Consider the following 25,733-nt stretch of genomic DNA (forward strand, 5'->3'; position numbering starts at 1 on the left):
CTTCCCCCCCACACAGCTCGTGGGGGTGTTTTTTGGGGCCCCCATCCACGTCAGGTGGATGAAGGCGCCCTTCATCGACGTGGACGTCAGCGCAGGCTGCGGCCGATCACGAGGCGCTGGATCTGGTTGGTGCCCTCGAAGATCTGCAGGACCTTGGCCTCGCGCATGTAGCGCTCCACCGGGAAGTCGCGGGTGTAGCCCGCGCCGCCGAGCACCTGCACGGCGTCGGTCGTCACCTTCATCGCCGCGTCGGTGGCGACGAGCTTGGCGATCGACGCCTGCCGGCGGAACGGACGGCCGCGGTCGCGCAGGCGGGCCGCGTGGAGGTACGTGGCGCGGGCCGACTCGACGGCGGCCGCCATGTCGGCCAGCAGGAACTCGAGGCCCTGGAACTCGATGATGGGGCGGCCGAACTGGGTGCGCGTCTTGGCGTACGCCACGGCTTCGTCCAGCGCCGCCTGGGCCAGGCCGACCGCGCAGGCGGCGATGCCGAGCCGGCCGGAGTCCAATGCGGACAGTGCGATCTTCAGGCCGTCACCCTCGTTGCCGATCAGGCGGTCCGCCTCGAAGCGGACGTCGTCGAACTGGAGCTGTGCGGTGATGGACCCGGTCAGCCCCATCTTGCGCTCGGGGGTGTCGGCGGTGAGGCCGCGGGTCTCGCCGGGCGCGAGGAAGCAGGAGATGCCCCGCCCGCCGTCCGGGGACGTGCGGGCCATGAGCGTGTAGAAGTCGGCGACGCCCGCGTGGGTGATCCACGCCTTGGTGCCGTTCACGACGTACTCGGAGCCCTGGCGAACCGCGCGGGTCGACATGGCCGCCGGGTCGGAGCCCGCCTGGACCTCGGACAGGGCGTAACCGCCGAGCAGTTCACCCTCCAGCATCTCCGGCAGCCAGCGGTCCTGCTGCTCGCGGGTGCCGAACGTGGCGAGGCCGTAGCACGACATGACGTGGACGGAGAGGCCCACGGCGACCGTCATCCACGCCGAGGCGACCTCTTCGAGGGCCTGCAGGTACACCTCGTAGGGCTGCGCGCCGCCACCGAACTCCTCGGCGTACGGCAGGCCCAGCAGACCGGCCCTGCCCAGCAGGCGGAACGCCTCGCGGGGGAACTTCTCGTTCTCCTCGGCGTCCGCGGCGTGGGGCTTCAGTTCGTCCCGCGCGATCTCCCTGACCAGCGCGATCAGGTCTTCGGCCTCTTGGGTGGGGAGCAGCCGCTCGGCGGGCATCGTCGACCTCCGGTGTGTACTGGTAGCAGTACTGTAGGACGTACGTCAGTACACCAGCCAGTGAATGTGGCAAGGTCGGCACATGACGCGGGCTCTCACGCAGCGGCAGGCCGAGCTGCTCACCCGGTTGGAGGCGTTGTTCCTCACCGAGGGCTTCGGGCATCTCACGCTGGATGACATCGCGGGCAGGCTGCACTGCTCCAAGTCGACGCTCTACGCGCTCGCCGGCAGCAAGGAGCAGCTGGCCGTGCGGGTGGTCGGGCGGTACTTCAAGGGAGCGGCCGAGCGGATCGAGAAGCGCATCGTGGGCCTTGCTGACGTGCGCAAACGCATCGGCAGCTACCTCGCCGGGGCGGCGGAGGAGCTGTCGAAGGCCTCGGCGGCGTTCATCGCGGACGTGTCCGACTTCCCGCCGACGCGGGCCACCTACGAGCGCAACGCGCGCGCCGCGGCCGAGCGCATCAAGGCGTTCATCCAGGACGGTGTGCAGACGCACGTGTTCCGCGAGGTGCACGCCACGCTCTTCGCCGAGATGGCCGGGCTGCTCATCGAGAGCATCCAGACCGGAGTTCTCACGAAACGGGCAGGTGTTTCCGATGCCGAGGCGTTCACCGCACTCGGCGAACTGTTGTTGGATGGGCTTCAGAGAGAACGGAGCCAGAAGTGATCGTGGTTGCTGGTGAGGCACTTGTCGACATGGTGCCGGTGGGGGACGACGAACTCGCCCCGCTCGCGCCGAAGCTGGGCGGCGGGCCGTACAACGTCGCCGTCGCACTCGGGCGGCTGGACGTGCCGACGAGCTTCCTGTCGCGGGTGTCGAGCGACCACTTCGGGGAGCAGCTGATCAAGCGGCTGCACGCGTCGAACGTGAGCACGGACCTCGTCCAGCGCGGACCGGAGAACACCACGCTCGCCGTGGTCGGGCTCGCCGAGGACGGCTCGGCGCGCTACTCGTTCTACGTCGACGGCACGGCCGACCGGCTCGTGGAGGACCCCGGCCCGTTGCCCGCCGACGTGCGGGCCGTGTCGTTCGGCACGCTGTCGCTGGTGCTGGAGCCCGGTGCCTCGGTCTACGAGAAGGTCCTGAGGCGCGAGAGCAAGCGCTTGCTCACCGCGCTCGACCCCAACATCCGGGCCGGGCTGATCGACGATCCGGGCGCTTATCGGGCGCGGTTCCGGTCGTGGCTGCCGGACGTCGGGCTGCTGAAGGTGTCCGCCGAGGACGCGCAGTGGCTGGCTGAAGGCAGTGACGATCTTCGGGACGTGATCGAGATCGCAAGGACGTGGATTTCACAGGGGCCGGCCGCGGTCGTGCTCACCAGAGGTGGCGAAGGTCTGTCAGTGATCACCGCCACGGGCCGGGTCGACGTGCCGCCGGTGAAGGTGGACGTGGTCGACACGATCGGGGCGGGCGACACGGTGCAGGGTGCCCTGCTCGCGTGGCTGCACGACCACGACGCCTTGAGCGTCGAGAAGGTGCGCGCACTCGGCAGCGAGGAATGGACCGACGCATTGACCTTCGCGGGTGCTGCGGCGGCGATCACATGTTCCCGTGCGGGCGCGGAACCCCCCTTTGCGAGCGAACTCACCGCTGCGCTGGGTGGATAAAGCCGGGAAACGGACTACCGTGAGGTAGCCGCGCTAGAAACTGGCATTACGGATGTGATGCCGGTCCCATCTCTCAGAATCGGTTCACACCGCTGCTGCGAGGCGGGCCTTCCGCCGACTAGCGTGAGTGAACTTAGAAGACTCAGATCCCAACGGGGTGGTCCGAGACGACGGCAGGCCGTGCGACCTGCCGCCACCCCGTCCGAGCGTTGAGAGGGACTTGAATGCCCGACGCGACGACTGCGCCGAACGACACCCAGACCGTCGCGCTGCGCCACGGGGGCGGAGAGCTCGAGATGAAGGTGGTGCCGGCGACCGAAGGCGCCTCCGGCATCGATCTCGGCAAACTGCTGGCGACGACCGGTCTGGTAACCCTGGACACCGGTTTCGTCAACACGGCCTCCTGCTCTTCCGAGATCACCTACATCGACGGTGACGCCGGCATTCTGCGTTACCGCGGGTACCCGATCGAGCAGCTGGCCCAGCGGTCGAACTTCATCGAGGTCAGCTACCTGCTCATCTACGGCGAGCTGCCCACCCAGGCCCAGCTTGACGACTTCTCGCAGAAGATCAGCAGGCACACCCTGCTGCACGAGGACCTCAAGCGCTTCTTCGACGGCTTCCCGCGTGACGCGCACCCGATGCCGGTGCTGTCCTCCGCGGTGTCGGCCCTGTCGACCTTCTACCAGGACTCGCTGTCGCCGTTCGACGCCAACCAGGTCGAGATCTCCACGATCCGCCTGCTCGCGAAGCTGCCGACGATCGCGGCCTACGCCTACAAGAAGTCGATCGGCCAGCCGTTCCTCTACCCGGACAACTCGCTTGGCCTGGTGGAGAACTTCCTGCGGATGACCTTCGGCTTCCCGGCCGAGGCCTACGACCTCGACCCGGACCTGGTCCGCGCGCTCGACCTGCTGTTCATCCTGCACGCCGACCACGAGCAGAACTGCTCCACGTCGACCGTGCGCCTGGTCGGCTCGTCCGAGGCGAACCTCTTCGCGTCCATCTCCGCGGGCATCAACGCCCTGTTCGGCCCGCTGCACGGCGGTGCGAACAGCGCGGTGCTGGAGATGCTCGAGAAGATCAAGGCCGACGGCGGCGACGTGGCGTCGTTCGTCAACAAGGTCAAGAACAAGGAGGACGGCGTCCGCCTGATGGGCTTCGGCCACCGGGTCTACAAGAACTACGACCCGCGTGCCGCGATCATCAAGAAGACGGCCGACGAGATCCTCGGCAAGCTCGGCGCCGACGACCAGCTGCTCGACATCGCGAAGCAGCTGGAGGAGACGGCCCTGGCGGACGACTACTTCATCTCCCGCAAGCTCTACCCGAACGTGGACTTCTACACGGGTCTGATCTACCGGGCGATGGGCTTCCCGACCAAGTTCTTCACCGTGCTGTTCGCGCTCGGCCGTCTCCCCGGCTGGATCGCGCACTGGCGCGAGATGATCAACGACCCGGCCACGAAGATCGGCCGTCCGCGGCAGATCTACACCGGCCCGACCGAGCGCGACTTCATCGCGATGGAGAACCGCTGAGCCACACCGCTTCACCCGCACGGGGCGCGCCTGTCATGCAGGCGCGCCCCGTTCGCTTTAGCGTCGAGCGGTGAGTTCCCCATCGCTCGTCTGGTTCCGCCGGGATTTGCGGACATCCGATCATCCAGCCATTCTCGCCGCCGCGGAAAGGTCGCCTCGCGCGCTCGGATTGTTCGTTCTCGACGACAGGTTGCTGAAACCGTCGGGACAGCCGCGAATCGATTTCCTGCACCGGTGTTTGCACGCTTTGAACGACGAGCTCGGTGGCCGGCTGATGGTCGTGCACGGCGACCCGGTGAAGACGGTTCCGCGGATCGCGCGGGAAATCGGTGCCGGGAGCGTCCACATCTCCGCGGACTGCGCTCCGTACGGGCGGCGCCGCGACGAGGCCGTCGAAGAAGCGTTGGGGGACATCGAACTCGTCCGCTCCGGCTCGCCGTACGCCGTCACGCCCGGCCGGGTGCGCAAACAGGACGGAACGCCGTTCAAGGTGTTCACGCCGTTCCGCAACGCCTGGCTGGAGCACGGCTGGCGCGCTCCCGCGGACACGTCAGCGTCCACTCTGGACTGGATCAGGCCGGGGCGCAGCGCGAAGATCCCTGCTGCGAAAGAGGAACTCCCGGACGCGCGGAAGCTCTGGGAGCAGTTCCGCGACGAACGCCTGCCGGACTACGACACCACCCGCGACCGCCCCGACCTCGACGCCACGAGCCGGCTGTCGGCGTTCCTGCGGTTCGGCGTGCTGCACCCCAGGACGTTGCTGCAGGACTGCGACGGCACGTTCCGCAGCGAGCTGGCGTGGCGCGAGTTCTACGCCGACGTCCTGTGGCACCGGCCGGAGACCGCGCGCGAGAACTACGACCGCAGGTTCGACCGGATGAAGCACGACGAGGACCAGGAGCTGTTCGAGGCCTGGAAGAACGGCCGCACCGGCTACCCGATCGTCGACGCCGGGATGCGTCAGTTGCTGCGGGAAGGCTTCATGCACAACCGGGTGCGCATGATCGTGGCGAGTTTCCTCGTGAAGGACCTGCACCTGCCGTGGTGGTGGGGCGCCCGGCACTTCATGAAGCACCTGATCGACGGCGACCTCGCCTCGAACCAGCACAACTGGCAGTGGGTCGCGGGCTGCGGCACGGACGCCGCGCCCTACTTCCGCGTGTTCAACCCGTTGGCGCAGGCCAGGAAGTTCGACCCGGACGGCGCGTACGTGCGCAAGTACGCGCCGGACAGCCTCGACCTGCCGCCGATCGTCGACCACGCGGTCGAACGCCAGGTGGCGCTCGACCGCTACCAGGCCATCAGATCTTGAGAGCTTCGCGGAGCTTGACGCGAGCGCCGGTCCGCAGCACGGCGTTCGCGTAGACCTTGCCGCCCAGCCACGTGATCGCCGCGATGGCCGCCAGCGCGAGCACGACGGCCAGCACGACCTGCCAGGTCGTGGCCACGCCCATCGCCATCCGGCCCGGCATCAGGATCGGTGCGAACGGCGGCAGCAGCGACAGCACGGTCACGGTCGGGCCGGACGGACTGCCGATCATCAGGTTGATGCCGGCCACGAACGCCACGATGATCGTCATGCTGATCGGCGTCAGCACCGACTGCAGCTCCTCCTGGCGCGACACCAGGGACGCCGCCGCCGCGAACACCGTGGCGTACAAGAAGAACCCGAGCAGGTACCACAGAACGCCGGTCAACAGCGCCGTGCCGCCCAGAGCGCTCACGTCGACCACGTTGAACGCGGACGACAGCCCCAGGCCGACCGTGGAGATCACCAGCAGCTGCAGCAACCCGACCGCGCCGAGCCCGATCACCTTGCCCAGCAACAACTGCCACGGTCTCACCGTCGCGAGCAGGATCTCCACGACCCGGCTGGACTTCTCCTCCACCACGCCCTGGGCGACCATCGTGCCGTAGACGAGCAGCGAGTAGTACAGCAGCGCGGCCACGATCAGCCCGATCGCGAGACGCTGACCTCGTTGCGGGTCAACGGGTTCCAGCGCGGTGACGGCGACGCTGACGTTCGCGAGGTTCTGCGCGACCTGCTGCGGTGAGATGCCGGCCTCGGCGAGCTGCGCGACCAGGACCTGCTGGCGCAGCACGTCGTTCAGCACCGTCGTGAGGACCTGGTCGCCGGAGCCCTTCACGATCATCTTCAACGCCGGCGGCGCACCCGTCACCAGGGCGTCCAGCGACCCGTCGCGGACCTGCTGCTCGGCGTTGCCCATCGTCGTGACGTCCCGCGTCTCGACGTCGACGCCGAACGACCTGGCCTTCTCCCGCAACGGATCGGCGAGCTGGGTCGCCTGGCCGGAGAGCCCGACGACGCTGCGCTGCTGGTCGTCGAACAGCACCGACTGCAGCACCACGTACCCGGCCAGCACGGCGATGATCACCGCGGTGCCGATCAGGAACGACCTGGTGCGCACCTTCGTGACGAACTCGCGCCGGGCCACCAACGAGACCGTTCGGGCCGACGTCATGCGCTCCTCGCCTCGGTGGTCACGACGTTGCGGAACAGCTCCGTCAGCGTCGGGCGCTGGCGGGAGAACTCGTGCACGGGGCCGGCGGCGAGGGCCGCCTGCAGGACGGTCTGGTCGTCGACGCCGCCGGCGAGCTCCAGCACGCAGCGCGTCCCGTTCTTCTCGATCACCCGCACACCGTCCAGCGTGACAGTCCAGTCGGTCGTTGGCGACTCAACGACCAGCCGCGGCACCCCGCCGGAGCGAAGTTCATCCACCGTTCCGCTGGCGACCATCGAACCGGCGCTCACGATGCCGACCCGGTCGCACAGCCGTTCCACCAGGTCGAGCTGGTGGCTGGAGAACACCACCGGCACCCCGGAGGACGCCTTCTCGCGCAGCACGTGGCTCATCACGTCGACCGCCACCGGGTCCAGGCCGGAGAACGGTTCGTCGAGCACCAGGACGTCCGGCTCGTGCACCAGCGCGGCGGCGAGCTGCACGCGCTGCTGGTTGCCGAGGCTCAACCGCTGCACCTCGTCCGTGCGGCGGTCGCGCAGGCCGAGGCGGGCGATCCAGTTCTCCGCGCTCGTGTGGGCGTCGTTGGTGGTCATGCCGTGCAGCTCGGCCAGGTACACGAGCTGGTCGAGCACCTTCATGCGCGGGTAGAGACCGCGTTCCTCCGGCATGTACCCGATCCGGCGGCGCGTGTCCAGGTCGACGGCTCTGCCGTTCCACCGCACCTCGCCGGAGTCGGCGGCGAGCACGCCCAGCGCTATTCGCATGGTCGTGGTCTTCCCGGCGCCGTTGCTGCCGACGAACCCGAAGAGCTCGCCCGCGCGCACGTCGAACGACATGTCCCGCAGGGCGACGACCTCCCCGTAGCGCTTGGAGATCCGGTCGATCTCCAGCACCCCCTCAGGCACGGTGCACCCCTTCGTTGGTCCGGATGGCGGTAATCGGACTCAAAGTATCGGTGGGCAGGGAACGAGTGAAACGATACGGGCGTCTACGGCGAATCGAACGAACGACCAATTCACTCAACGGGGGTGACCATGCAGCCCATTGACCCCGATCAGTGGCTCGCGCAGTACGGGGCGAAGATCGAGCAGGCGAAACAGCAGGCAGAGCAGGCCCGCGACCAGCTCGGCGGTGTGGGCGGAAGCGCCAGCTCGCCGGACGGACTGATCACGGTGACCGTCAACGCCACAGGCGTGTTGACCGACCTGCAGATCAAGCCGGAAGCGCGCGGCATGGACCCCAGCGAGATCGCCTCCGCGGTGCTGGCCGCCTCGGCCAAGGCCCAGCGGGACGCCTCCGGCCGCGTCGTCCAGATCATGACGGACTTCGTCGGCGACAGCCCGGCGCTGGAGTTCGTGAAGGCGCAGATGCCGAACGGATACGCGGGCGACGGAACCGACGAGGAAGAACCGAAGTCGGAGTTGGAGCGCAAGGACACGCGGCCCGACGACGAGTACTTCACCAACCCGCCCGACGTCATGGCCTGAGTGCAGGAGGGGGTAGGCGATGCAGTCAGCACACTTCAACATCGATCTCGATGAGCTGAGATCCCACGCCGCGAACGTGGACCGGCTCATGGAGCGGATGCGCAAGGCCACCGAGACGTGTGATCCGGGTGCGCTCACCACCCAGGCCTTCGGCGTCTTCCTCGGGTTCCTGGCCCAGAACATCCTCCAGCAGGCCGGACTGTCGCAGGACGGCCTCGGCAAGGCCGCCAACTCGCTGATGGACATGGGCATCGGGCTCAAGGAGACCATCGAGCAGTACGAGCAGGTCGACCTCGACAACATGTTCGGCTTCAAGGGAGGCCGGGGATGACCGCCCCCGCGTCGCAGGCCAAGGGCACCGACCCTCAGCAGCTGATCAGCAACATCTCCAACACCTACTCCTCCATCGAGCGGGGGGACTGGGTCAACGCGGGCCTCGGCATCGCGAACACGGCGATGGACATCGTCGGCATGGCCTCGAACCCGTTGAGCGGCTTCCTCTCCGCCGGCTTCAGCTGGGCGATCCAGCACGTCGACTTCCTGCGCGAGCCGTTCGACGTCCTGCTCGGCAGCCCCGAGTCCATCTCGAAGATGGCGCAGTCGTTCCGTTCGGCGGGCGAGCAGGTGCACGGCATCGCCCAGGAGTACGAGAAGATCTGCGTCACGCAGACCCGCGAGTGGCAGGGCAGGGCGGCCGACGGCTACCGCGCCGCGGCCAAGAAGCACGCGGGCGGCCTGGAGACGTTGTCCAAGGCCGTCGACGGCATCGCCGGCGCGGTGGAGGGCGCGGGCCAGCTCGTCGGCACCGTCCGCAAGATGATCATGGACATGATCTCCCAGGCCGTGTCCGACATGGTCATGAAGATCATCCAGTGGCTCGCGGCGTCGTTCCTGACGTTCGGCGCGGCCATCGCGGGCGCGATCGCGGACATCGTCACGACCGCGGTCAAGTACGCGAAGAAGCTGGCCGACTTCCTGCAGAAGCTCGTCGGCTCCGTGCAGAAGCTGATGAACCTGGTCAAGCAGGTCTCCTCGATCGCGAAGATCGCCGAGCAGGTCATCGACGCGATCTCCTCGATGGCGCACAAGGGTGCCGGCGGTGCCGGTGGCGGTGGCATCAACCGGCCCACCGCCGGTGGTTTCGACGGCCTCCGCAGCGACCAGCAGAACCAGGCGCACTCCGGTGCCGGTGGGACGTTCACCAGCGGCGCCGGTGACTACACGCAGGGCCACAACACCGGTGGCGACGGCCTGAGCAACGTCCGCCCCGGCTACAGCGGCGGCAACTCCGACGGGTACCAGGGGCCGTACGGGCAGGGGCCCGGTGTCGGCGCCGGCCCGTCCGTCCGTCCCGTCTACACGCCCCCTGCCGCTCAGCACGGCGGTGCCGGTGGCGGCGGCGGTGCGGGTGGCGGTGGCGGCTACGTCCCGCCCGGCACGGGTGTCGGTGTCGGCACGGGCACGGGTACCGGCGCTGGACCGGGCCACGGCCGGTGGGTGCCCGGTCACTGGGAGACCGACACGACCACGACCGCCGGTGGCGTCACCAAGCCTCCGTCGATCGGTGCCACGCCGGTCACGACGCACGCGGACTGGTACCGGCCGACGACCGACCACAGCGCGTCCCTGTCCGCTGCCGGTGGCGGTGGTGGCGGCGGTGGCGGTGCCATCCCGAAGGGCGTGGGAGGCGGCGGTGGCGGCGGCATGCCCGCGGGCCTCGGCGGCCCGGCCGGTGGCGGTGGTGCCGGTAGCACGCAGGCGACGCAGTTCGGTGGCGCGGCCGGTGTCATGGCGACCGGTGGGGCCGCAGGGCACGGTCCTGCCGGTGCCCCAGGCGGCGGTGCTCCGCGCGGTCCCGGTGGCGGTGCCGGTGGTGCGGGCGGCGGCATGATGGGCGGTGCCCCGATGGGTGCCGGTGCCGGTCATCAGCAGGGCGGCGGCAGCAACGAGCACAAGCGGAAGGTGCGGATCGAGGGCGAGGCCCTGGTCGACCCGCCCAAGGCCGCGAAGCCGGTCATCGGCGAGTGAGCTGAGTCCTTGCGCTCGGGGCGTCTGCAAGTACCACCGACACGAAGGTTGGAGGTACTTGCAGACGCCCCTCGTCACACCGCGGCCAGCAGCTTCGCGATCTCCGGTGCGGCCTTCTCCCGGTCCGCCGGCACCAGGCCGATGCGGGTGCGCCGGTCGAGGACGTCGTCGGCGTCCAGCGCGCCCTCGTGCCGGATCGCGTGGACGACGTCGGCCTCGGTGACGCCCGGCGCGATCGGCGTGGTCGGGTGCGGCCGGTCGTCGACCAGGCGGATGTCCTTGGTGCGGCACGGGATCTGCGTCAGACCTGTCGCGTTGACCGCGTCCGCCGCCATCTTGCGGTAGGTGGTGAGCTTGCCGCCGACGATCGTGATCACGCCGTTCTGGGCCCGGAGGACGGCGTGGTGGCGGGACAGGTCCGCGGTCTGGCCCTCGGCCTCCAGCAGCGGGCGCAGGCCGGCGTAGCTGCCGATGACGTCGGCCCTGGTGAGGTTCCGTTGCAGGACACCGGAAGCGGTGCTGAGCAGGAAGTTCACATCGGACTCCGGAACCGCCGGCACGTCCGGGATCTCGTCGACCGGCTCGTCGGTGAGGCCCAGGTACACGCGGCCGTTCGCCTGGGGGAGCAGGAGCGCGTAGCGGTTGCGTTCGCCCGGGACCGGGATCGTCAGCGCTGTTCCCGTGATGCCAACGGTTTCCGCGTCCACGACCAGGTGCGAGCCGCGGGACGGGCGCAGGTGCACCGGCGCCAGCGTGCCGGCCCAGACGCCCGTCGCGTTGATCACCGCACGTGCCCTGACGCTGAACGTGGTGCCGGTCAGGGCGTCCTGCGCTTCGGCGCCATCGCCTTGCAGCGTAAGGACTTTCGCTCGGGTGATGACGCGGGCACCGTAGCCGGCGGCGGTTCTGGCCAGTGCCACGACCAGGCGGGCGTCGTCGACGAGCTGGCCGTCGTAGTTGAGGAGCCCGCCGGTGAGGTTCTCCGGGTTCAGGCCGGGGACCAGCGCCAGCGCCTCGTGTTTGGGCACCCGGCGCGGGCGCGGCAGCACGCTGGCCGGGGTGCCGGCGCTGATGCGCAGCGCGTTGCCCGCCTTGAGACCGGCCATGACGAAGTGGTTCGCGCCCGCGTGCAACGGGAACAGCATCGGCAGCGTGCGGGTGAGGTGCGGTGCCGTCCTGGTCATCAGGATGCCGCGCTCGACCGCGCTCTCGTGGGCGAGCTTCACGTCGCCCTTCGCGAGGTAGCGCAGGCCGCCGTGGACGAGCTTGCTGGACCAGCGGGACGTCCCGAACGCCAGGTCGTGCGCCTCCAGCAGCACGACCTTCAGGCCGCGTGACGCCGCGTCGAGCGCGACGCCCGTGCCCGTGACGCCGCCGCCGATCACGAGGACGTCGGCCACTTCCCGCTGTGCGGCTTGGAGGTCCTTCAAGCGGCGGGTGGCGTTCAGGGACGTGTTCACGGTCGCAGAGCTCCGTCCAGCTGCCTGGCCAGCTCGTCCAGCAGCGAGGTGAAGTCGAGCCCGGACGTGGCGGGCTTCGTGGAGAGGACCATCGACTGCGTGGTCAGCAGCACCACGCGGGCCTGCGTCTTGGCGTCACCGAACCGGATCGACCCGTCGAGGTGCCCGGCCTCGATCTGCCCGATTAGGAACTGCTCCACCAGCCGCTGCGTGCTGCCGAGACGTTCGGTGAGGTACGGCAGCATCAGTTCCGCGTCGAGCTGCAGCACCCGTTGCATGAGGGGGTTGCCCGAGAGCGCCTTGATCGCCTCCACGGCCCTGGTGACCAGCTGCTCGCGGGCGTTGCCGCGACGGGCGGACCGCTCGACCTGCTCCAGCAGTGCGGCGAACTCCCTGGTCATCAAGGCGCGGACGAGGTGGTCGACGTCCGGATAGCGGCGGTACAGGGTCATGCGGCTCACGCCGGCGCGTTTTGCCACGTCGGTGAGGGTGGTGCGACGCACCCCCACCTCGAGAACACACTCACGGGTCGCGTCGAGCAGCGCGTCGTGGGTGTGACGTTGAGACGTCATGTGTAACACTGTAGCAGTGACCAGGGCCCGATGGACCTCCGAAACCACGCCGTTGCCACCGCATGCGCTGGCCTGGCTGAGTCAGCGCGTCGGCCTGGGCGAGCCGTTCACCGAGGTTCCGCTGACAGCACCGGAGTCGGCGCTGTCGGCGGACGCGTTCACCGCGCTGGAAGCCGTCTGCACGGTGTCCGCCGACGCGCAGGACCGGCTCGCCCGCGCCGGTGGGCTCTCGTACCTGGACCTGCTGCGTCATCGAGGCCACGGCACCCCGGCTGTTCCCGACGCCGTCGTGCAGCCCGCTTCGCCGGACGAGGTCGTCGAGGTCCTGAAGGTCTGTGTCGAGCACGACGTCGCCGTGGTCCCGTACGGCGGCGGCACGTCCGTGGTGGGTGGCGTGGAAGCCTTGCGCGGCACCAAGTCCGCCGTCGTGGCGCTGGACCTGGCAGGCCTCGGTTCGCTGGTCTCCGTCGATCCGGTGTCCAGGGTCGCCGTGCTGCAGGCCGGGGTGACCGGGCCGGAGGCCGAACGGTTGCTGGGGGAGCACGGTTTCACGCTCGGGCACGTGCCGCAGTCGTTCGAACGGGCCACCATCGGTGGGTTCGCGGCCACGCGGTCCGCCGGCCAGGCCTCCTCCGGTTATGGCCGGTTCGAGGACATGGTGGAGTCGGTCAGGATGGCCACGCCGGTGGGGGAGTGGGTGGTCGGGACCGCGCCGGCCTCGGCCGCCGGCCCTGACCTCAAGCAGCTGGTGCTGGGCAGCGAAGGGCTCTTCGGGGTGATCACCGAGGTGTCCGTGCGGGTGCGGCCCAAGCCGTACGCGCCCCGGTACGAGGGGTTCGTCGTGGACGGCTGGGAAGCCGGGGTCGACCTCGTGCGGACCCTGGCCCAGGACGGGGTGCCGGCCGACGTCACCCGGCTGTCCGATGTGGACGAAACCGAGGTGGCGCTGGAGCTGGCGGGACCCAGGGCCGCGACGGTGAAGAAGTACCTGCGGCTGCGGGGGATCAAGCGGCCGTGCCTGGTGATCCTCGGGTGGGAGTGCCGGTCCCGGTCGGCCACCATGAGCGCGTTGAGCGGCAAGAAGGTCGTCCGGCTCGGTCGGGCCATGGGGGCTGCCTGGGTGCACGGACGGTTCAACGGACCGCGGCAGCGGGACGCGCTGTTGGACGCCGGGGTGTGCGTCGAGACGCTGGAAACCGCCACGCACTGGTCACGCGTGTCCGAGCTGCGGGACGCGGTGCGGTCGGCACTGGCCGGGGAACTGGGCGACCCGGTGATCATGTGCCACATCTCGCACGCCTACGAGACGGGGGCCTCGCTGTACTTCACCGTGCTCGTTCCACGAGATCTCGCGGATCCGGTGGGCCAGTGGCAACGAGCCAAGGTCGCCGCGTCGGATGCCATCTCACGGCTCGGCACGATCACCCACCACCACGCGGTGGGTCGCGATCACCAGCCCTGGCTGGAACGCGAGATCGGCTCGATCGGCCTCGACGTCCTGCGAGCCGTGAAGGCCCAGCTGGACCCCACCGGCATCCTGAACCCCGGCAAGCTGCTCTGACGGAAACGCGGGGGCCTTTCGTTACCTCATGGGTAACGAAAGGCCCCCGCGTTGCGCAGCTCAGAAGCGCACGAGCATCTTGCCGGTGTTGTCGCCGCGCAGCATGCCCAGGAACGCGGACGGGGCCTGGCGCGCGCCGCCCTCGATCACGGTCTCCGAGTACTTCAGCTGACCGGAGGCGATCCAGGCGCCGACCTCGGTCACGAACTGCTGCTGCAGGTCCTTGTGGTCGCCGACCAGCAGGCCGCGCAGGGTCAGGCGCTTGGCGATGACCTGGACCAGGTTGCGCGGGGCGGCGGGCGGCTCGGTGTCGTTGTACTGGGCGATGGCGCCGCAGATCGCGACCCGGCCGTGGACGTTCAGGGACGAGATGGCGGCTTCGAGGTGCTCGCCACCCACGTTGTCGAAGTAGACGTCGATGCCGTCGGGGGCCGCCGCGGCGAGCTGCTCGGCGACGGGGCCGTCCTTGTAGTTGAAGGCGGCGTCGAAACCGAGCTCCTCGACCAGGTACTTGACCTTCTCGGGGGAGCCGGCGGAGCCGATGACGCGCGAGGCGCCCTTCAGGCGGGCGATCTGGCCCACGAGCTGGCCCACGGCACCGGCCGCGCCCGAGACGAAGACGACGTCGCCCTCCTTGAACTCGGCGGTGGCCAGCAGGCCCGCGTAGGCGGTGAGACCAGGCATGCCCAGGACGCCGAGGTAGGCGGAGAGGGGAGCGATGGACGGGTCGACCTTCACCGCGTGGGTGGCGGCGACGACGGCGTACTCGCGCCAGCCCAGGCCGTGCAGGACGCTGTCGCCGACGGCCAGGCCGGAGACGCCCTCGCCGACCGCGACGATCTCGCCGACCGCGCCGCCGTCGAGCGGCTGGCCCACCTGGAACGGCGGGACGTAGGACTTCACGTCGTTCATCCGGCCGCGCATGTACGGGTCGACGCTCATGAACACGTTGCGGACGAGGATCTGGCCCTCGCCGGGGGTGGGGATGTCGACCTCGGCGATCTCGAAGGTGTCTTCCGTCGGCCAGCCGTTGGGGCGGGCGGCGAGCCGGACTTCGAGCGCGGTGCTGGTCATGGTCGAACCATCTCCATCCAAGATTTGCGGATCAATTATCCGGTTCAACAGCCGTCCGTGGAGGAGTGTTCCGGGTTGTGAGCTAGACCGCAGGAAGAAGGGTGGTGATGTCCCGGTACGCGAAGCCGAGCTTGCGGTAAAGGGCGATGGCCGGAGCGTTGTAGTTCTCCACGAAGAGCGCGCACGTGCCGTAGAGGGTGAGCAGCGACGACGTGACGAACTGGCAGACGCGCCGGCCCAGGCCCTTGCCCACGTGAGACGGATGGACGGCCACGCCCATCATGAAACCGACATCGGCGGACGACCAGGCTTCGGCCGCGGTGGCGACCAGGGTGTCGCCGACGTGCACGCCCGCCCACCGGCGGACGCCTGTCTCGCCTGGCCAGGCCCACGATTCAGGTAAGGCCGCGCGCAGCAGCGGCGTGACGCCGTCCGTCGTGGACAGCCACTCCGCGTCGTCCGGGAGGTCCAGGCTGCCCGAGCGGTCCATCCAGCCGAACGGCTTGTCCTCCACCCACGGTGTGGGCATGAGGGCGGCGACCTCGTGGGCCAGCGGCCGGTCCAACAGCGGCCGCAGCTCCACGCCGCGGCCGTGCGCGGCCAGCAGAGACGCGACTCCTTCCACCGGGCCGGACAGCACGAGCCGGCGGCGACGGGTCAACGCGGGCGCGTGAACGGCCACGGCGCCTCGGTGTTCCCAGGCCGCCCCACCCGCCGACAGCGCCTGCGCCGCCCACCTGATCAGCGGGTCGGCGGAGGCGTCCAGGACGTCGGCGGTGGTGCGTAAGCGGCGCACTCAGTCCTTCTGCTTGCGGCGCAACAGGGTTCGCTTGGCCAGCGAGTCCTCCAGCGCCTGGTACGCGACGTCCATCGCCCGGTTGTACTCGCTCTGGGGACGCGGCGGAACGGACTCGTCGGGCAGCGGCGGCGTGACCATCTGCAGCCAGCGCTCGTTCCACAGCTGTTCGACGGCCTGCTCCCAGTGCAGGGCGGCGCCCATGCGGACGACCCTCTCGCGGTCGCGGACCTCGGCGATCTCCTGCTGGGTGGCGGCGATCCGCTCGGCGAGCTCGGCGCACCGCACCTCGTCCAGCTTGCGCTGGCGGGCCGCGGCGTCCGTGGCGATGGCGATGATCTCCTTGTAGCGCTCAACGGCAGAAACGTTCTCTGGCAACGCCGGCACCTCGATCACCTCCTCGCTCTGACGCTGCGACGGGACCGACTCGAACCTGGTCGTCATCATCGGGTTCATCAGGCTTCTCCTGTGTCGAACGGGATGATCACCTGCGGTCGCGAGTGCTCGAACCGGTCGAAGAACAGGCCGCGGCGCGGTCGCGGCGACCAGGCCATGACCTGTTCAGGTCCGAGCGACAGCAGCTCCTTGCCCTGGACGTCGAACGCCACCCAGGCGCCGATGTCGTCGTACACACCCGGCGGGAGGCTCGCCTTGAGCCTCGTGACACCGCGCCACCAGCCCAGCACGTGCGTGCGGTTCTCCGGGCCGTGCTTGAGAACCGTGCGCAGGCTGTCCACACCGGACGCGCGCGTCGCCGGATCCTTCTGCTCCAGCAGCGTGTGCGCCGCGTCGACGCCGTAGAGCACCAGGTAGTGCGGTGACGGCGGCGTGTCGGACGTGCCGGTGTTGATCGACTGCAACCGGGCCGCGGTGCGGTCCAGCAGCTCGCGGATGCCGTCGATGCCGATCACCGAGGCGTCGTGGCCGTCCGCACTCAGGCGTTTCGCCAGGTGCAGCACGGAGGGCATGGCCTCGTCGACCAGGCACGCCAGCGTGAACGCGGCCTCGTGCGGCTCGTGCTGCCTGCCCAGTGACGCGGCCGCTCCGCCGAGCACGGCGGCCGCGTCCTGGACCACGGAGCCGATGACCGCGATGTTGCGGCCCGGCGTGCGGGCGAACCGCACCCGTGCCGCGCTGCCCGCGACGTCGATCACCTGTCCCAGCAGCACGGTAGGCGAAGCGTCGCCCGGCCGCAGTTCGAGGAAGTCCGGCAGCGCGTCGAGAAAGGGCACTTTGCTTCCGTCGAAGAGACCGGGGGCCTCGCCGGGACTGCGGCGCCACAGCTCGTTCTGCAGGAAGTCCATCGTGCCCTTGGACGTCGAGTCCGGCACCCGGCAGATCTCGTTGCCCGGCTTCACACCCGACTCGTGGTTGATCACCGCGTGCCAGCGCGGCAGTTCGACGGCGGCGTCGTTCTGCGGCTCGGCGAGCACCCGGCGGGCCTTGGGCAGTGCGATGCGGACGGTGAACTGCTCGAAGATCGCCGACTTGCCCCAGAACCCCTCGATGCCCGAGACGTCCTGCGACGACAGCACCAGGTGGATGCCCTGCGAGCGACCGCGCCTGGCCACGTCCTCCAGCAGCTGGGTCGCGGCGGCGGTGACCTGGTCGCGTTCGCCGAAGAGGTACTGGAACTCGTCGATCACGGCGACGATCCGCGGCCACCGGCCGTTCGGGTCCTCCGCGCGCAGGTGTTCGAGCTTGGTGACCTCGTGCTGCTTGGCCGCGTCCGCACGCCGGCGCATCTCGTCGGCCAGGAACTTCAGCAGCGCGACACCGAACTCGCGGTCGGTGTTGACGTTCACGCCGACCAGTCGCGCGTGCGGCAGCCACGACGGGTCCTTGCGGCCCGGCGCGAACTGCGCGAACGACACGCCTTCCTTGAAGTCCAGCAGGTACAGCTCCAGCTCGTCCGGCGAGTACCGCGCGCACAACGAGCCGAGCATCGCGTACAGGAAGTTCGTCTTGCCGGAACCGGACGGGCCGCCGACCAGCGCGTGCGGCGAGGTGTCGCCCAGGTGCACGCAGACCGGCTCACCGTCGTCGAACCCAACGGGCGCAACGACTCCAGCCGCCGAGGTCTCGGTCCACAGCCGCTCGGGCAGCAGGTCGCCGAACGTGCTCATGCGCGTCCGGCGTTCCTCGCGCTTCTCCGCGATGGCGGCACACGCACGCGGCACGAGCGTGCGCGGCAGAGCGGGGTCCAGCGTCACCGTCACCTGCTTGCCGGTCATCGTGCAGAACGCCGTGCCGTCGCCGCGCAACGCCACCGTCTCGACCGGCGAGTTGATCGTGATCGGGATGTCGACGATGAACAGCTGCACCCCGCACGCCAACCCGTTGCGCGCCACGCGTTGCAGCTGCTGCTGGTGCTCTTCCTTCAACGCCTTGCGGTTGCCGAACAGCACGGCGATCCGCCACGGCTCGGTGCGCCTGCCCTCACCGCTGACAGAACGCACGCTCAGATGCCCGTCCACCAGAACCTTGGTGTGCACCTGGCGGATGTGCTCGGACAGCTCGTTCAGCAGCTCGTGCAACCGCGCCGGGTCGTGCACGGTCAGCAGGTTGGCGCGGGTCAACGGGTACAGCCCCGGCAACGACCCCGTCAGCTGCCCGACGTCCCACACGTGCACGTGCACCAGACCCGGCTGGAAGTGCGACAGCACCCGCAGCAACAGGTTCTCCACCAGCGTGTCCGCGAGCTGGCGACTGTCCGGAGTGGACGAGATGTGCAGGTGCGCCTGGTCCAGCAGCGGCACCGCCACCGGGAACGGCTGGGCCTCCGGCGCGGACGTCACCACGCCCGTGCCGATCCGCCACAGCTCCGGCACGCCCTCGCTGCCGTCGTGCGTGCCCGGCGTGCCGAGCCACGACTCGTGCGGCCACGACGCGGGTCCGGCGGCGACCGACTTCACCAGCGCGGTCAGCTGGTCCGGACCCGAGGACGTCCACTGGTGGTACGACTGCTGCCAGTCGTGCTTGATCTGGGCGAGCCGCTCCGCGAACTGGGCCATCGAGAGCGGCGCCTGCCGCGGGTTCTGCTCGCGCTTCTCGTCGACCACCAGGAACGGGGTCACGTTCGCGAGCGCGGCGTCGCGGATCGCTCTGTCGATGCCCATGCCGCGCACCGTGAACTCGAACATGTCCTTCGCGTGCTCGGTGGCGAGCGCCCGGTGCTCGCGCGCCACGGAGCCCAGCGCGGCCGAAACGGCGCGCTGGAACTCCGCGAAGGCTTCCTCGATCCTCCGTCGACGATCGTCCCGCCTGCTCATCACAGCTCCACGGTGAGTCGTTGGATGCGCTCAAGGGTTCCCACCATCAGCTCCAACTGATCGGGGAATCTTTCCTTGGCACGCACGAACTCCGGTGGAAGCAGCGACTCGTGGTGGTTCTCGCTCGACTCGGCGAGGATCGCGACGGCCTCGTCGAGGCCCTCCTGCGCGGAACGCACACTGCGGTACGACTCACGCAGGATCTCGCTCGCCTGCTCGAGCGCGGCACGAACCTCGGCGATGGATGCCATCAAAGCCTGCTGTTGATGCCCTCGGCCCCGGAAATGCCCGCGCCGAGGTAGTTCTGCAGCTCGCTCACACCGGACACGACCTGGGCGAACTGGGCGTTCGTCGTCTCGACGTCCGCCTGCACGGAGCCCTGTGTGACCGATGTCAGCAGTTGCTGCGCGTCCTCGGCGAGCTCAGCCGCCTGTTGGAGGGCCGACTGGCTTTGGCTCGCCTTGTCGATCGCCTGGGCAATTGCGGCACGGACCTCTTCGATGCTGGCCATGTCGGCTCCCGAACCCTCCCGGAACAGAGCGGTCGTACAACCACCCTCAGTAGAGATTGTGGCGTGATTTTCACAGTTGAGAGCGAAGATCGGCTAACTGGGTGGATGCCTGAATCCACTCGAACGGGCCTTGATTTAATGATCAGTTAGGCGCGGCCCTGGCCCCTTGACCACACGTGTAGCGACCCTCACAAAGCCGCCTACACCCCGTTGTGGACACCTGCCGACCGGCCGGGTGAATCAAGACGGCCTCGCGGGTGAGTTGTCACGCGGAGTGCCTGCACCGAACGGGTCATCTCCGGCCCACGCCTCGACCAGGACGCGCTCGGCACCCGGCACGAGTCCGCTGATCAACTCGGGGTCGTCCAGCACGGTCCAGGCCGTCGGCGGCTCGCACGCCACCCGTGGCGTCGGAAACCCGTCGCCCAGCCCGCGCACGAACGTGCGAACCGCCCGCGCCAGCGCCGCCGACACGTTGTGGGTGGCCTTCTCCGCACTCGGCTCGGTGATCACGACCGCCCAGCACCCCGGCTCCTCGTCCGAGCAGTCGCGGGCGTCCACGACCTGTGCCCCGGTACGGCTGATGAGCGCGTCGCACGCGGCACGCGCCTGTTGCTCGTCCGCCGCCTCGACCACCACGGTGATCAGCAGCACGAGGTCGTCCACGCCCGAAATGGTGTCAGACGACCTTCCGCACGAACGCCAGCACCCGCGTGACGGCCTCCCCGTCGGTCAGCAGCCCCTCGACGATCTGCTCCTCGAACGCCGACCCGCGGATCCGGTCCGTTCCCGCCCGCGTGTCCGAGATCGGCACGATCTCGTCGTCCGCACCGTGCAGCCACAACGTCGGCAGGTCGCCGAGCGCCGGGCCGAAGTTGACCTCGTCCATCAGCTCGGCCAGCTCGTCGGACGCGCCGTCCCACATGCCGAGCACCGGCGACACCAGCACGAGCGCCGCGATGCCCGCCCGCGTCTGGGCGTACCGCACCGCGGCGGGCGCGCCGGTGAAGTGTCCGATGAGGACGACCGGCAGCCGGGCGTCCCGCACCGCCGACGCCACGTCCTCGGTCACCACGGTCGGAACTCCCGTGGTGTGCAAGGCAAAGGCGATGCGCTCGCCGTGGGTCAGCACGGCGAGCCATCCGGGTGCGTCCATCTAGGAAGCGTAGAACGCGCTGATCTCGATCCGGCCACCGGAACACACAGGTCCGAACGTCCACGGCACGGTCAGCGGCACCGTCTCGTCCGGTGGGATGGCCGCGGCCTTCGACGGCTCGGGCTGGCACGGTCCGTCGACGGGCTCGTTGCCCGACGGCACTACGCCCCAGTGCAGGTTCGCGGAGGCCTTGCCGCCCGGCGCCAGCGTCAGTGCGGCGGGACCCGGATCGGCCTTGCGCTCCAGCTTCGTCGGCACCGCGCCGGACGCGTTCTCCAGCTGGAAACCGCTGTAACCGTTCAACGTGCACGGCACGGTGCCGGCGTTCGTGACGACGAACTTGCCGTACCGGTTGCCCGCGCCGGCGTCGGTGGGTTCGACCTGGCCCTTCAGCGTGGACGAGTCGCAGCGCTTCACGGCCGGAGCGGCGGCCCCGGAGTTGGCGGGGGCGGCGGTGGAACTGGAGGTCGACGACGGCGGGGTCGACGTCGGCATCGTCTGGGTGCCGGTGTCCGAGGTTCTGCCGCCGCAGGCCGTCGCGGAAGCCAGCACCAGCAGGCCGCAAGCGATCGTCAACCGTCGAGTCATGGGTGCACCTCCTACCACCGAAGGATGTGCCCAAATATCAACTCGGCCACACAACGTGCCGGTAATTCACTCGATGGGCTGGAGATGGGTTGCCGGGCACTCAGCGCCTGGTCTCGTACCTCGTCAGGATCACGCCGTCGGGAAACTTCCTGGTCTCCACCAGGTTCAGGTTCACCCGGTCGTCCAGGGTCGTGAAGAACGGCGTGCCGCCGCCCACCAGGACCGGCGCGGTGACCAGCACGTACTCGTCGATCAGCCCGGCCCTCGTCGCCGCCCCGGCGAGGGTGGCGCCGCCGATGTCCATGGGCTCGCCGTCCTCGGCCCTGAGCCGGGTGATCTCCGTGACCGCGTCGCCGGTGACCAGGCGGGCGTTCCAGCCGACCGTGCCGATCGTGGAGGAGAACACCACCTTCGGCATGGCCTGCCAGCGGTGGGCGTACTCGACGTGTGCCGGTGTCACGCCGGGCTGCTCGGCGGCAGTCGGCCAGTGAGAGCTCATCGCTTCCCACAGCTTGCGCCCGTACAGCGCCAGGCTCGTCGCCGCCACCCGGTCGGACCACCACTGGAACAGCTCGTCGCTCGGCGCGCTCCGACTGAGTTCGCCGCCGGGCCCGGCGATGTAACCGTCCAGGGACACGTTCATGGCAAAGGTCAGCTTCCGCACGCCGTCAGCCTCTCGTGAGTCCCGTGCCCGGCATGGAAGTTCACCTGACCTGGTTGACGCCCCACCCGTTGGGCAGCACCGACATGCCCTTCACCGCCGCGGTCCACAGGTACGTCCAGGCGATCCGGCCGTCCGGCAGCACCACGCGCACGCGCCGGTAGTCGTCGCCCTCGTACTCGTCGAGCAGCGGCAGTGCCTCCTCGGGCGACCGCAGCCGCAGCACGAAACCGGGCACGCCCAGGCCGACGCCGGGACGCAGTGCGGGGTAGCCCAGGCCGGTGTCGAACAACGTACCGGGCAGGTGGGTCTCCTCGGACTCCACGACGTGCGGCTCCATCAGGTGCCAAGCGCTTGCGCCCGGCTGGAGCGTGCCGTAGACGAACAGCAGCTCGGGCCAGTCGTCGGCCGACGGGTCGCCGTGCACCTCGGTCACGTCCAGTCCGTCGGTCAAGGCAGGCCTCCCGCCCAGCACGAGGGCGTGTCGCTGCGAGACGTCCTCGCACCGGACCATACGGCCGTTGACGAGGATGGGCATCCGCTTCTTGGAACCCGCGGTGTAGGCGAGCACGCTGTCGACGACACCGCCGTTGTAGAGCACCACACGGCCCGTGTGCAGGCGTACGAGGCGATAGCGCAGTCCGCGGCCCTCGCAGCGGTCCAGGACGCGCAGCTGCTCGGGCGTGGCGAACCAGACGGAGTGCTCCTCGACGTGGCCGGGTGCCGCCGCGAGGGTCGCGGGGCGTTGGCCGTCACGCGCGCGCATGCCCGCGGCCCAGACCGCAGAAAGGCCCTCGCACCGTGCGCGCAGCACGACCGCGGGGCCTTCGAGTCCGAGCTCCTCGCGGAGCCAGGTGACCTTGCTGGGGTTGGCGTTCGAACCGTAGCCGAGCACCGGCATTCGGGCCGCCAGCGGCGGTTCGCCGCGGTTCGCCAGCCATTGGTCTAGATCGATGTTCTCCGGCTCAACCCGCCAGCCCGACTCCATCCTGAGGTCCGGTCGCACTGGCCAGCCCGTTTCGTCGACGTGAACGAAACAGTGGTCTGGACGTGTGCCCGGATAGGGCTCCGCCGGATGGCTTTCGTCGGTAAACGGTTGGGCCATTGGTCCATTGTGCCAGGGCGAGGGGCCAGATTGCGCCCCCTAATCGTGACCCATCCGATGTCTAGCAGGATTTCCTAGGGGGTTAGTGAGATCATTCACTGCGCATTCGAGTGACTGACCCGATGTCTACCTGTCGACACTCCGGCGAGTCTCCGGCGTGGTCGTAGCGTCCCCGCGCGTGCCGGGTGCTCGATCTAGTTGAACTCGGGATGCGCCTCGGGGTGCGCGTCCCACCACTTGCGGTACTCCGGGTTGCGGTCGAGCACCGACCGGTAGGCGTCGGCGGCGCACGCGAACACCTCGTGCGCCCGCCCCGCCACCGGCGAGTCCCGCCGCGTCGCCACGAAGATGTCCGTCATCAGCGGCATCCCGCGCAGCCGCCTGATCACGATGCCCTCCCCGGTGCGGGACGGCGCCGCGGCGAACGACACGCAACCGCCCGCCACCAGCCCGCGGGCCATGCTCGCCTCGCCGGTGTGGTGGGTCAGCCGCGGCACGAACCCGGCGTCCGCGCAGGCCTGGAACAGCTGCGTGCGGCTGCCGATGTGCTGCTTGGGCGGGGTCACCCAGTCGCGGTCGGCGAGCTGGGCCAGGTCGATCTCCTCCTGGTCGGCCAGCGGGTCGGTCTCCGACAGCGCGACGAACGCCGGTTCGGTCACGAGCTTGCGGAGCTCGATGCCGGCGAGGTCGCGCGCGTGCATGCCGTCGAAGAACTCGAACAACGCCACGTGCACCTGGCCCGCTTCGAGCATGTCCACGATCTCCGACGACGACGGCCGCACTTCCGCGCGCACATCGGCGTTGAGCTGCCGCAGGTTCTCCACGATCTTCGCGAAGTACAGGATCGGGATGCAGCCCAGGAACAACGGTCCGCGCCGGTTCGTCTCCTTCGTGGTGCTGATCAGCTGAGCCATCTCGTCGAGCACGAGCCGTGCCGTGCCCAGCACCCGTCTGCCCAGGTCCGTGGGCTCGCAGCCGTTGCGCGACCGGTCGAACAGCTGGCCGCCGACCAGTCTCTCGACGGTGCGCAGCTGGGCGCTGAGCGCGGGTTGGGTCAGTCCGAGCCGCGTCGCGGCCCTGGTCACGCTGCCTTCCTCGGCGATGGTGCGAACCGCGCGGAGGTGGCGGAGCTCCAGCTCGGGCATAAAGACCTTGTATCCCCGTTCTGAATGCGCCGCCACCCTTCGATCGGGCCATAGTGATGTCAGTCATCCGGCCCGGCGCTTGCGGCAGCGCCAGAGGTCCGGCGCGGGAGGGTGCGCACCCCTTCGGTTCGACGCTGCTGCCGCGCACCCTGCGCTCCGCGGCAGCAGCGTCGAACCCCGTCAAGGGATGACGACCGCCGCGCCCGTGACGGTCACCCGGCGGTCCTCGCGCGTGGCGTCGACCTCCAGCCGGGACGGCCTGCCCATGTCCTCGCCCTGGCTGATGACGAACCGTTGCGGTCCTTCGAGGTCGCGCAGGTAGCCGCCGAACGCGGCGGCGGCAGCGCCCGTCGCGGCGTCCTCCACCACGCCGCCGACCGGGAACGGGTCGCGGGCGTGCACGAGGTCGGCGGACTCGCGCCAGAACAGGTGCACGGTCGTCAGGTCGTGCGCCAGCATCAGGTCGCGCAACGCGTTGAAGTCGTAGTCGAGGTGCGCGAGCTGTTCGCGGGACTTCAGCGGGATCAGCAGGTGCCGGGCGCCGCCGAAGCCGACGTGCACCGGACCTTCACCGATCTCCTCGTACCCCAACGCTTCCAGCGCCTTGCCGACGAGTTCCGGGTCCGCCTCGGACGTGCTGGTCGGCACGCTCGTCAGGCTCGCGGTGCCGGCGGTGGTCTCCACGTTGATCTCCCCGGCCGGCGTGTGGAACGTCAGCGGCCCGTCCCCGATCCGTTCCGCCAGGGCGACCGACGTGGCGATGGTCGCGTGGCCGCAGAACGGCACCTCGGCCTCGGGGCTGAAGTACCGGACGTCGAACGCGCGCCCGTCCCGCGGCAGCACGAACGCCGTCTCGGAGTAGCCGACCTTCGCGGCGATGGCGAGCATCTCGTCGTCGGACAGGCCGGTCGCGTCGAGCACGACACCGGCCGGGTTGCCGCCCGCCGGGTCCTTCGTGAACGCGCTGTAGCGCAGCACGCCCTGGTCGGTCATGCCCTCTCCCAACGTGTAGCCGTGCTGGAGCCTGCCGAACGCGTACTTGCTCGTGGCGTACCTGAACCCGGCCTTCTCCAGCACGCGTCCGGACGCGACGTTCTCGGCCTGATGCCCCGCGAACACGCGGGGTTTGACGGCGAGGGCCTTGTCCCGCAGCTCCGCGGCGATCCGGCTGGCCAGTCCGCGGCCCCAGTGGTCGGCGTCGACCCAGTAGCCGATCTCCATCTCGTCCGGGCGGCGGGCGACCAGCTGGCCGATCCCGACGACCACGCCGTCCTCCACGACCGCGTGCAGACCGAAGCCGTGTTCTTCCCAGTGCCGCAACGCCTGTTCGTGTCGTTCGGCCACGTACTCCGGGGTCCAGGGCTTCCCGTTGCCGACGTACCTCGTCATCCGGGGATCGGTCGCCCAGCGCAGCAGGTGCTCGAAGTGCTCGTCTGCCCAACGCACGAGTTCCATGTGATCC

Annotated in this window: 26 protein-coding genes; 8 read left to right on the plus strand and 18 right to left on the minus strand. The window is 69.5% G+C overall.

The window, feature by feature from the left end; all coding sequences use genetic code 11:
- Nucleotides 1–86: 86 nt before the first annotated feature.
- A complete protein-coding gene (locus ABZV40_RS31555) occupies nt 87–1,226 on the minus strand; it encodes an acyl-CoA dehydrogenase family protein (RefSeq protein WP_355449641.1) in 1,140 nt (379 codons plus the stop codon).
- 82 nt (nt 1,227–1,308) lie between these two features.
- Between ABZV40_RS31555 and ABZV40_RS31560 the strand changes: the two genes are divergently transcribed.
- The 4 genes from ABZV40_RS31560 to ABZV40_RS31575 all read left to right on the plus strand — a co-directional run bounded on the left by ABZV40_RS31560 (nt 1,309) and on the right by ABZV40_RS31575 (nt 5,684).
- Nucleotides 1,309–1,893 carry a TetR/AcrR family transcriptional regulator gene (locus tag ABZV40_RS31560; protein WP_355449644.1) on the plus strand — a complete coding sequence of 195 codons (585 nt, stop codon included), beginning with the start codon at nt 1,309–1,311 and terminating at the stop codon, nt 1,891–1,893.
- Nucleotides 1,890–2,834, plus strand: coding sequence for a carbohydrate kinase (locus tag ABZV40_RS31565; protein ID WP_355449647.1), 945 nt, complete (start codon nt 1,890–1,892; stop codon nt 2,832–2,834). Before ABZV40_RS31560 ends, ABZV40_RS31565 begins: the two co-directional genes overlap by 4 nt.
- A 224-nt stretch (nt 2,835–3,058) precedes the next feature.
- Nucleotides 3,059–4,372, plus strand: coding sequence for a citrate synthase (locus ABZV40_RS31570; protein WP_355449650.1), 1,314 nt, complete (start codon nt 3,059–3,061; stop codon nt 4,370–4,372).
- Nucleotides 4,373–4,442: 70 nt separating this feature from the next.
- A complete protein-coding gene (locus tag ABZV40_RS31575) occupies nt 4,443–5,684 on the plus strand; it encodes a deoxyribodipyrimidine photo-lyase (RefSeq protein ID WP_355449652.1) in 1,242 nt (413 codons plus the stop codon).
- Here ABZV40_RS31575 and ABZV40_RS31580 read toward each other — a convergent pair.
- Both ABZV40_RS31580 and ABZV40_RS31585 read right to left on the minus strand, forming a co-directional pair.
- Nucleotides 5,674–6,855, minus strand: a complete 1,182-nt coding sequence (locus ABZV40_RS31580) for an ABC transporter permease (RefSeq protein WP_355449655.1) — start codon at nt 6,853–6,855, stop codon at nt 5,674–5,676. The two genes, ABZV40_RS31575 and ABZV40_RS31580, sit on opposite strands and share 11 nt — an antisense overlap.
- Nucleotides 6,852–7,760, minus strand: a complete 909-nt coding sequence (locus tag ABZV40_RS31585) for an ATP-binding cassette domain-containing protein (RefSeq protein ID WP_355449658.1) — start codon at nt 7,758–7,760, stop codon at nt 6,852–6,854. The genes ABZV40_RS31580 and ABZV40_RS31585 overlap by 4 nt, the downstream gene beginning before the upstream one ends.
- A gap of 129 nt (nt 7,761–7,889) precedes the next feature.
- Here ABZV40_RS31585 and ABZV40_RS31590 point away from each other — a divergent pair, with 129 nt between their 5' ends.
- The 3 genes from ABZV40_RS31590 to ABZV40_RS31600 are packed head-to-tail and all read left to right on the plus strand — an operon-like array spanning nt 7,890 to nt 10,370.
- Nucleotides 7,890–8,342 (plus strand): YbaB/EbfC family nucleoid-associated protein, encoded by a 453-nt coding sequence (locus tag ABZV40_RS31590; protein ID WP_355449661.1) that lies wholly within the window; start codon nt 7,890–7,892, stop codon nt 8,340–8,342.
- 19 nt (nt 8,343–8,361) lie between these two features.
- Nucleotides 8,362–8,673, plus strand: coding sequence for a hypothetical protein (locus ABZV40_RS31595; RefSeq protein ID WP_355449664.1), 312 nt, complete (start codon nt 8,362–8,364; stop codon nt 8,671–8,673).
- A complete protein-coding gene (locus ABZV40_RS31600) occupies nt 8,670–10,370 on the plus strand; it encodes a hypothetical protein (RefSeq protein ID WP_355449667.1) in 1,701 nt (566 codons plus the stop codon). The genes ABZV40_RS31595 and ABZV40_RS31600 overlap by 4 nt, the downstream gene beginning before the upstream one ends.
- A gap of 74 nt (nt 10,371–10,444) precedes the next feature.
- Here the strand turns inward: ABZV40_RS31600 and ABZV40_RS31605 are convergent, their stop codons facing one another.
- On the minus strand, nt 10,445–11,830 hold the full coding sequence (locus tag ABZV40_RS31605) for a glycerol-3-phosphate dehydrogenase/oxidase (protein WP_355449669.1): 1,386 nt from the start codon (nt 11,828–11,830) through the stop codon (nt 10,445–10,447).
- A complete protein-coding gene (locus ABZV40_RS31610; RefSeq protein ID WP_355449672.1) occupies nt 11,827–12,402 on the minus strand; it encodes a TetR/AcrR family transcriptional regulator in 576 nt (191 codons plus the stop codon). Before ABZV40_RS31610 ends, ABZV40_RS31605 begins: the two co-directional genes overlap by 4 nt.
- Between ABZV40_RS31610 and ABZV40_RS31615 the strand changes: the two genes are divergently transcribed.
- Complete coding sequence (locus ABZV40_RS31615; protein ID WP_355449675.1) at nt 12,401–13,963, plus strand: FAD-binding oxidoreductase; 1,563 nt, start codon at nt 12,401–12,403, stop codon at nt 13,961–13,963. The two genes, ABZV40_RS31610 and ABZV40_RS31615, sit on opposite strands and share 2 nt — an antisense overlap.
- Nucleotides 13,964–14,023: 60 nt before the next feature.
- Here the strand turns inward: ABZV40_RS31615 and ABZV40_RS31620 are convergent, their stop codons facing one another.
- The 13 genes from ABZV40_RS31620 to ABZV40_RS31680 all read right to left on the minus strand — a co-directional run bounded on the left by ABZV40_RS31620 (nt 14,024) and on the right by ABZV40_RS31680 (nt 25,726).
- A complete protein-coding gene (locus tag ABZV40_RS31620; RefSeq protein ID WP_355449677.1) occupies nt 14,024–15,037 on the minus strand; it encodes an NADP-dependent oxidoreductase in 1,014 nt (337 codons plus the stop codon).
- Nucleotides 15,038–15,119: 82 nt separating this feature from the next.
- Nucleotides 15,120–15,833, minus strand: a complete 714-nt coding sequence (locus tag ABZV40_RS31625; RefSeq protein ID WP_355449680.1) for a GNAT family N-acetyltransferase — start codon at nt 15,831–15,833, stop codon at nt 15,120–15,122.
- A complete protein-coding gene (locus tag ABZV40_RS31630; protein WP_355449683.1) occupies nt 15,834–16,289 on the minus strand; it encodes a hypothetical protein in 456 nt (151 codons plus the stop codon).
- The gene (locus ABZV40_RS31635) at nt 16,289–19,105 is read right to left on the minus strand and encodes an FtsK/SpoIIIE domain-containing protein (protein WP_355449686.1); all 2,817 of its coding nucleotides are present in this window, start codon (nt 19,103–19,105) and stop codon (nt 16,289–16,291) included. The genes ABZV40_RS31630 and ABZV40_RS31635 overlap by 1 nt, the downstream gene beginning before the upstream one ends.
- Complete coding sequence (locus ABZV40_RS31640) at nt 19,105–19,356, minus strand: hypothetical protein (RefSeq protein ID WP_030467714.1); 252 nt, start codon at nt 19,354–19,356, stop codon at nt 19,105–19,107. Before ABZV40_RS31640 ends, ABZV40_RS31635 begins: the two co-directional genes overlap by 1 nt.
- Nucleotides 19,356–19,616: a hypothetical protein gene (locus ABZV40_RS31645; protein ID WP_030467713.1), complete on the minus strand. Its 261-nt coding sequence runs from the start codon at nt 19,614–19,616 to the stop codon at nt 19,356–19,358. The genes ABZV40_RS31640 and ABZV40_RS31645 overlap by 1 nt, the downstream gene beginning before the upstream one ends.
- A gap of 240 nt (nt 19,617–19,856) precedes the next feature.
- Nucleotides 19,857–20,282: a hypothetical protein gene (locus ABZV40_RS31650; RefSeq protein WP_355449690.1), complete on the minus strand. Its 426-nt coding sequence runs from the start codon at nt 20,280–20,282 to the stop codon at nt 19,857–19,859.
- Between the two features lie 13 nt (nt 20,283–20,295).
- Entirely contained in the window at nt 20,296–20,772 is a 477-nt protein-coding gene (locus tag ABZV40_RS31655) for a hypothetical protein (protein ID WP_355449693.1), read from the minus strand.
- Nucleotides 20,773–21,360, minus strand: a complete 588-nt coding sequence (locus ABZV40_RS31660; RefSeq protein ID WP_355449695.1) for a DUF4232 domain-containing protein — start codon at nt 21,358–21,360, stop codon at nt 20,773–20,775.
- A 100-nt stretch (nt 21,361–21,460) separates the two neighbouring features.
- A complete protein-coding gene (locus tag ABZV40_RS31665; protein ID WP_355449698.1) occupies nt 21,461–22,024 on the minus strand; it encodes a dihydrofolate reductase family protein in 564 nt (187 codons plus the stop codon).
- Between the two features lie 40 nt (nt 22,025–22,064).
- Nucleotides 22,065–23,009, minus strand: coding sequence for a gamma-glutamylcyclotransferase (locus ABZV40_RS31670; RefSeq protein WP_355449701.1), 945 nt, complete (start codon nt 23,007–23,009; stop codon nt 22,065–22,067).
- Between the two features lie 311 nt (nt 23,010–23,320).
- On the minus strand, nt 23,321–24,271 hold the full coding sequence (locus tag ABZV40_RS31675; RefSeq protein WP_355449704.1) for a LysR family transcriptional regulator: 951 nt from the start codon (nt 24,269–24,271) through the stop codon (nt 23,321–23,323).
- 180 nt (nt 24,272–24,451) lie between these two features.
- Complete coding sequence (locus tag ABZV40_RS31680) at nt 24,452–25,726, minus strand: PhzF family phenazine biosynthesis isomerase (protein ID WP_355449707.1); 1,275 nt, start codon at nt 25,724–25,726, stop codon at nt 24,452–24,454.
- Between the last annotated feature and the right edge of the window lie 7 nt (nt 25,727–25,733).

It is taken from the genome of Lentzea sp. NPDC004782 (genome assembly GCF_040609115.1).
Lineage (GTDB): Bacteria > Actinomycetota > Actinomycetes > Mycobacteriales > Pseudonocardiaceae > Lentzea.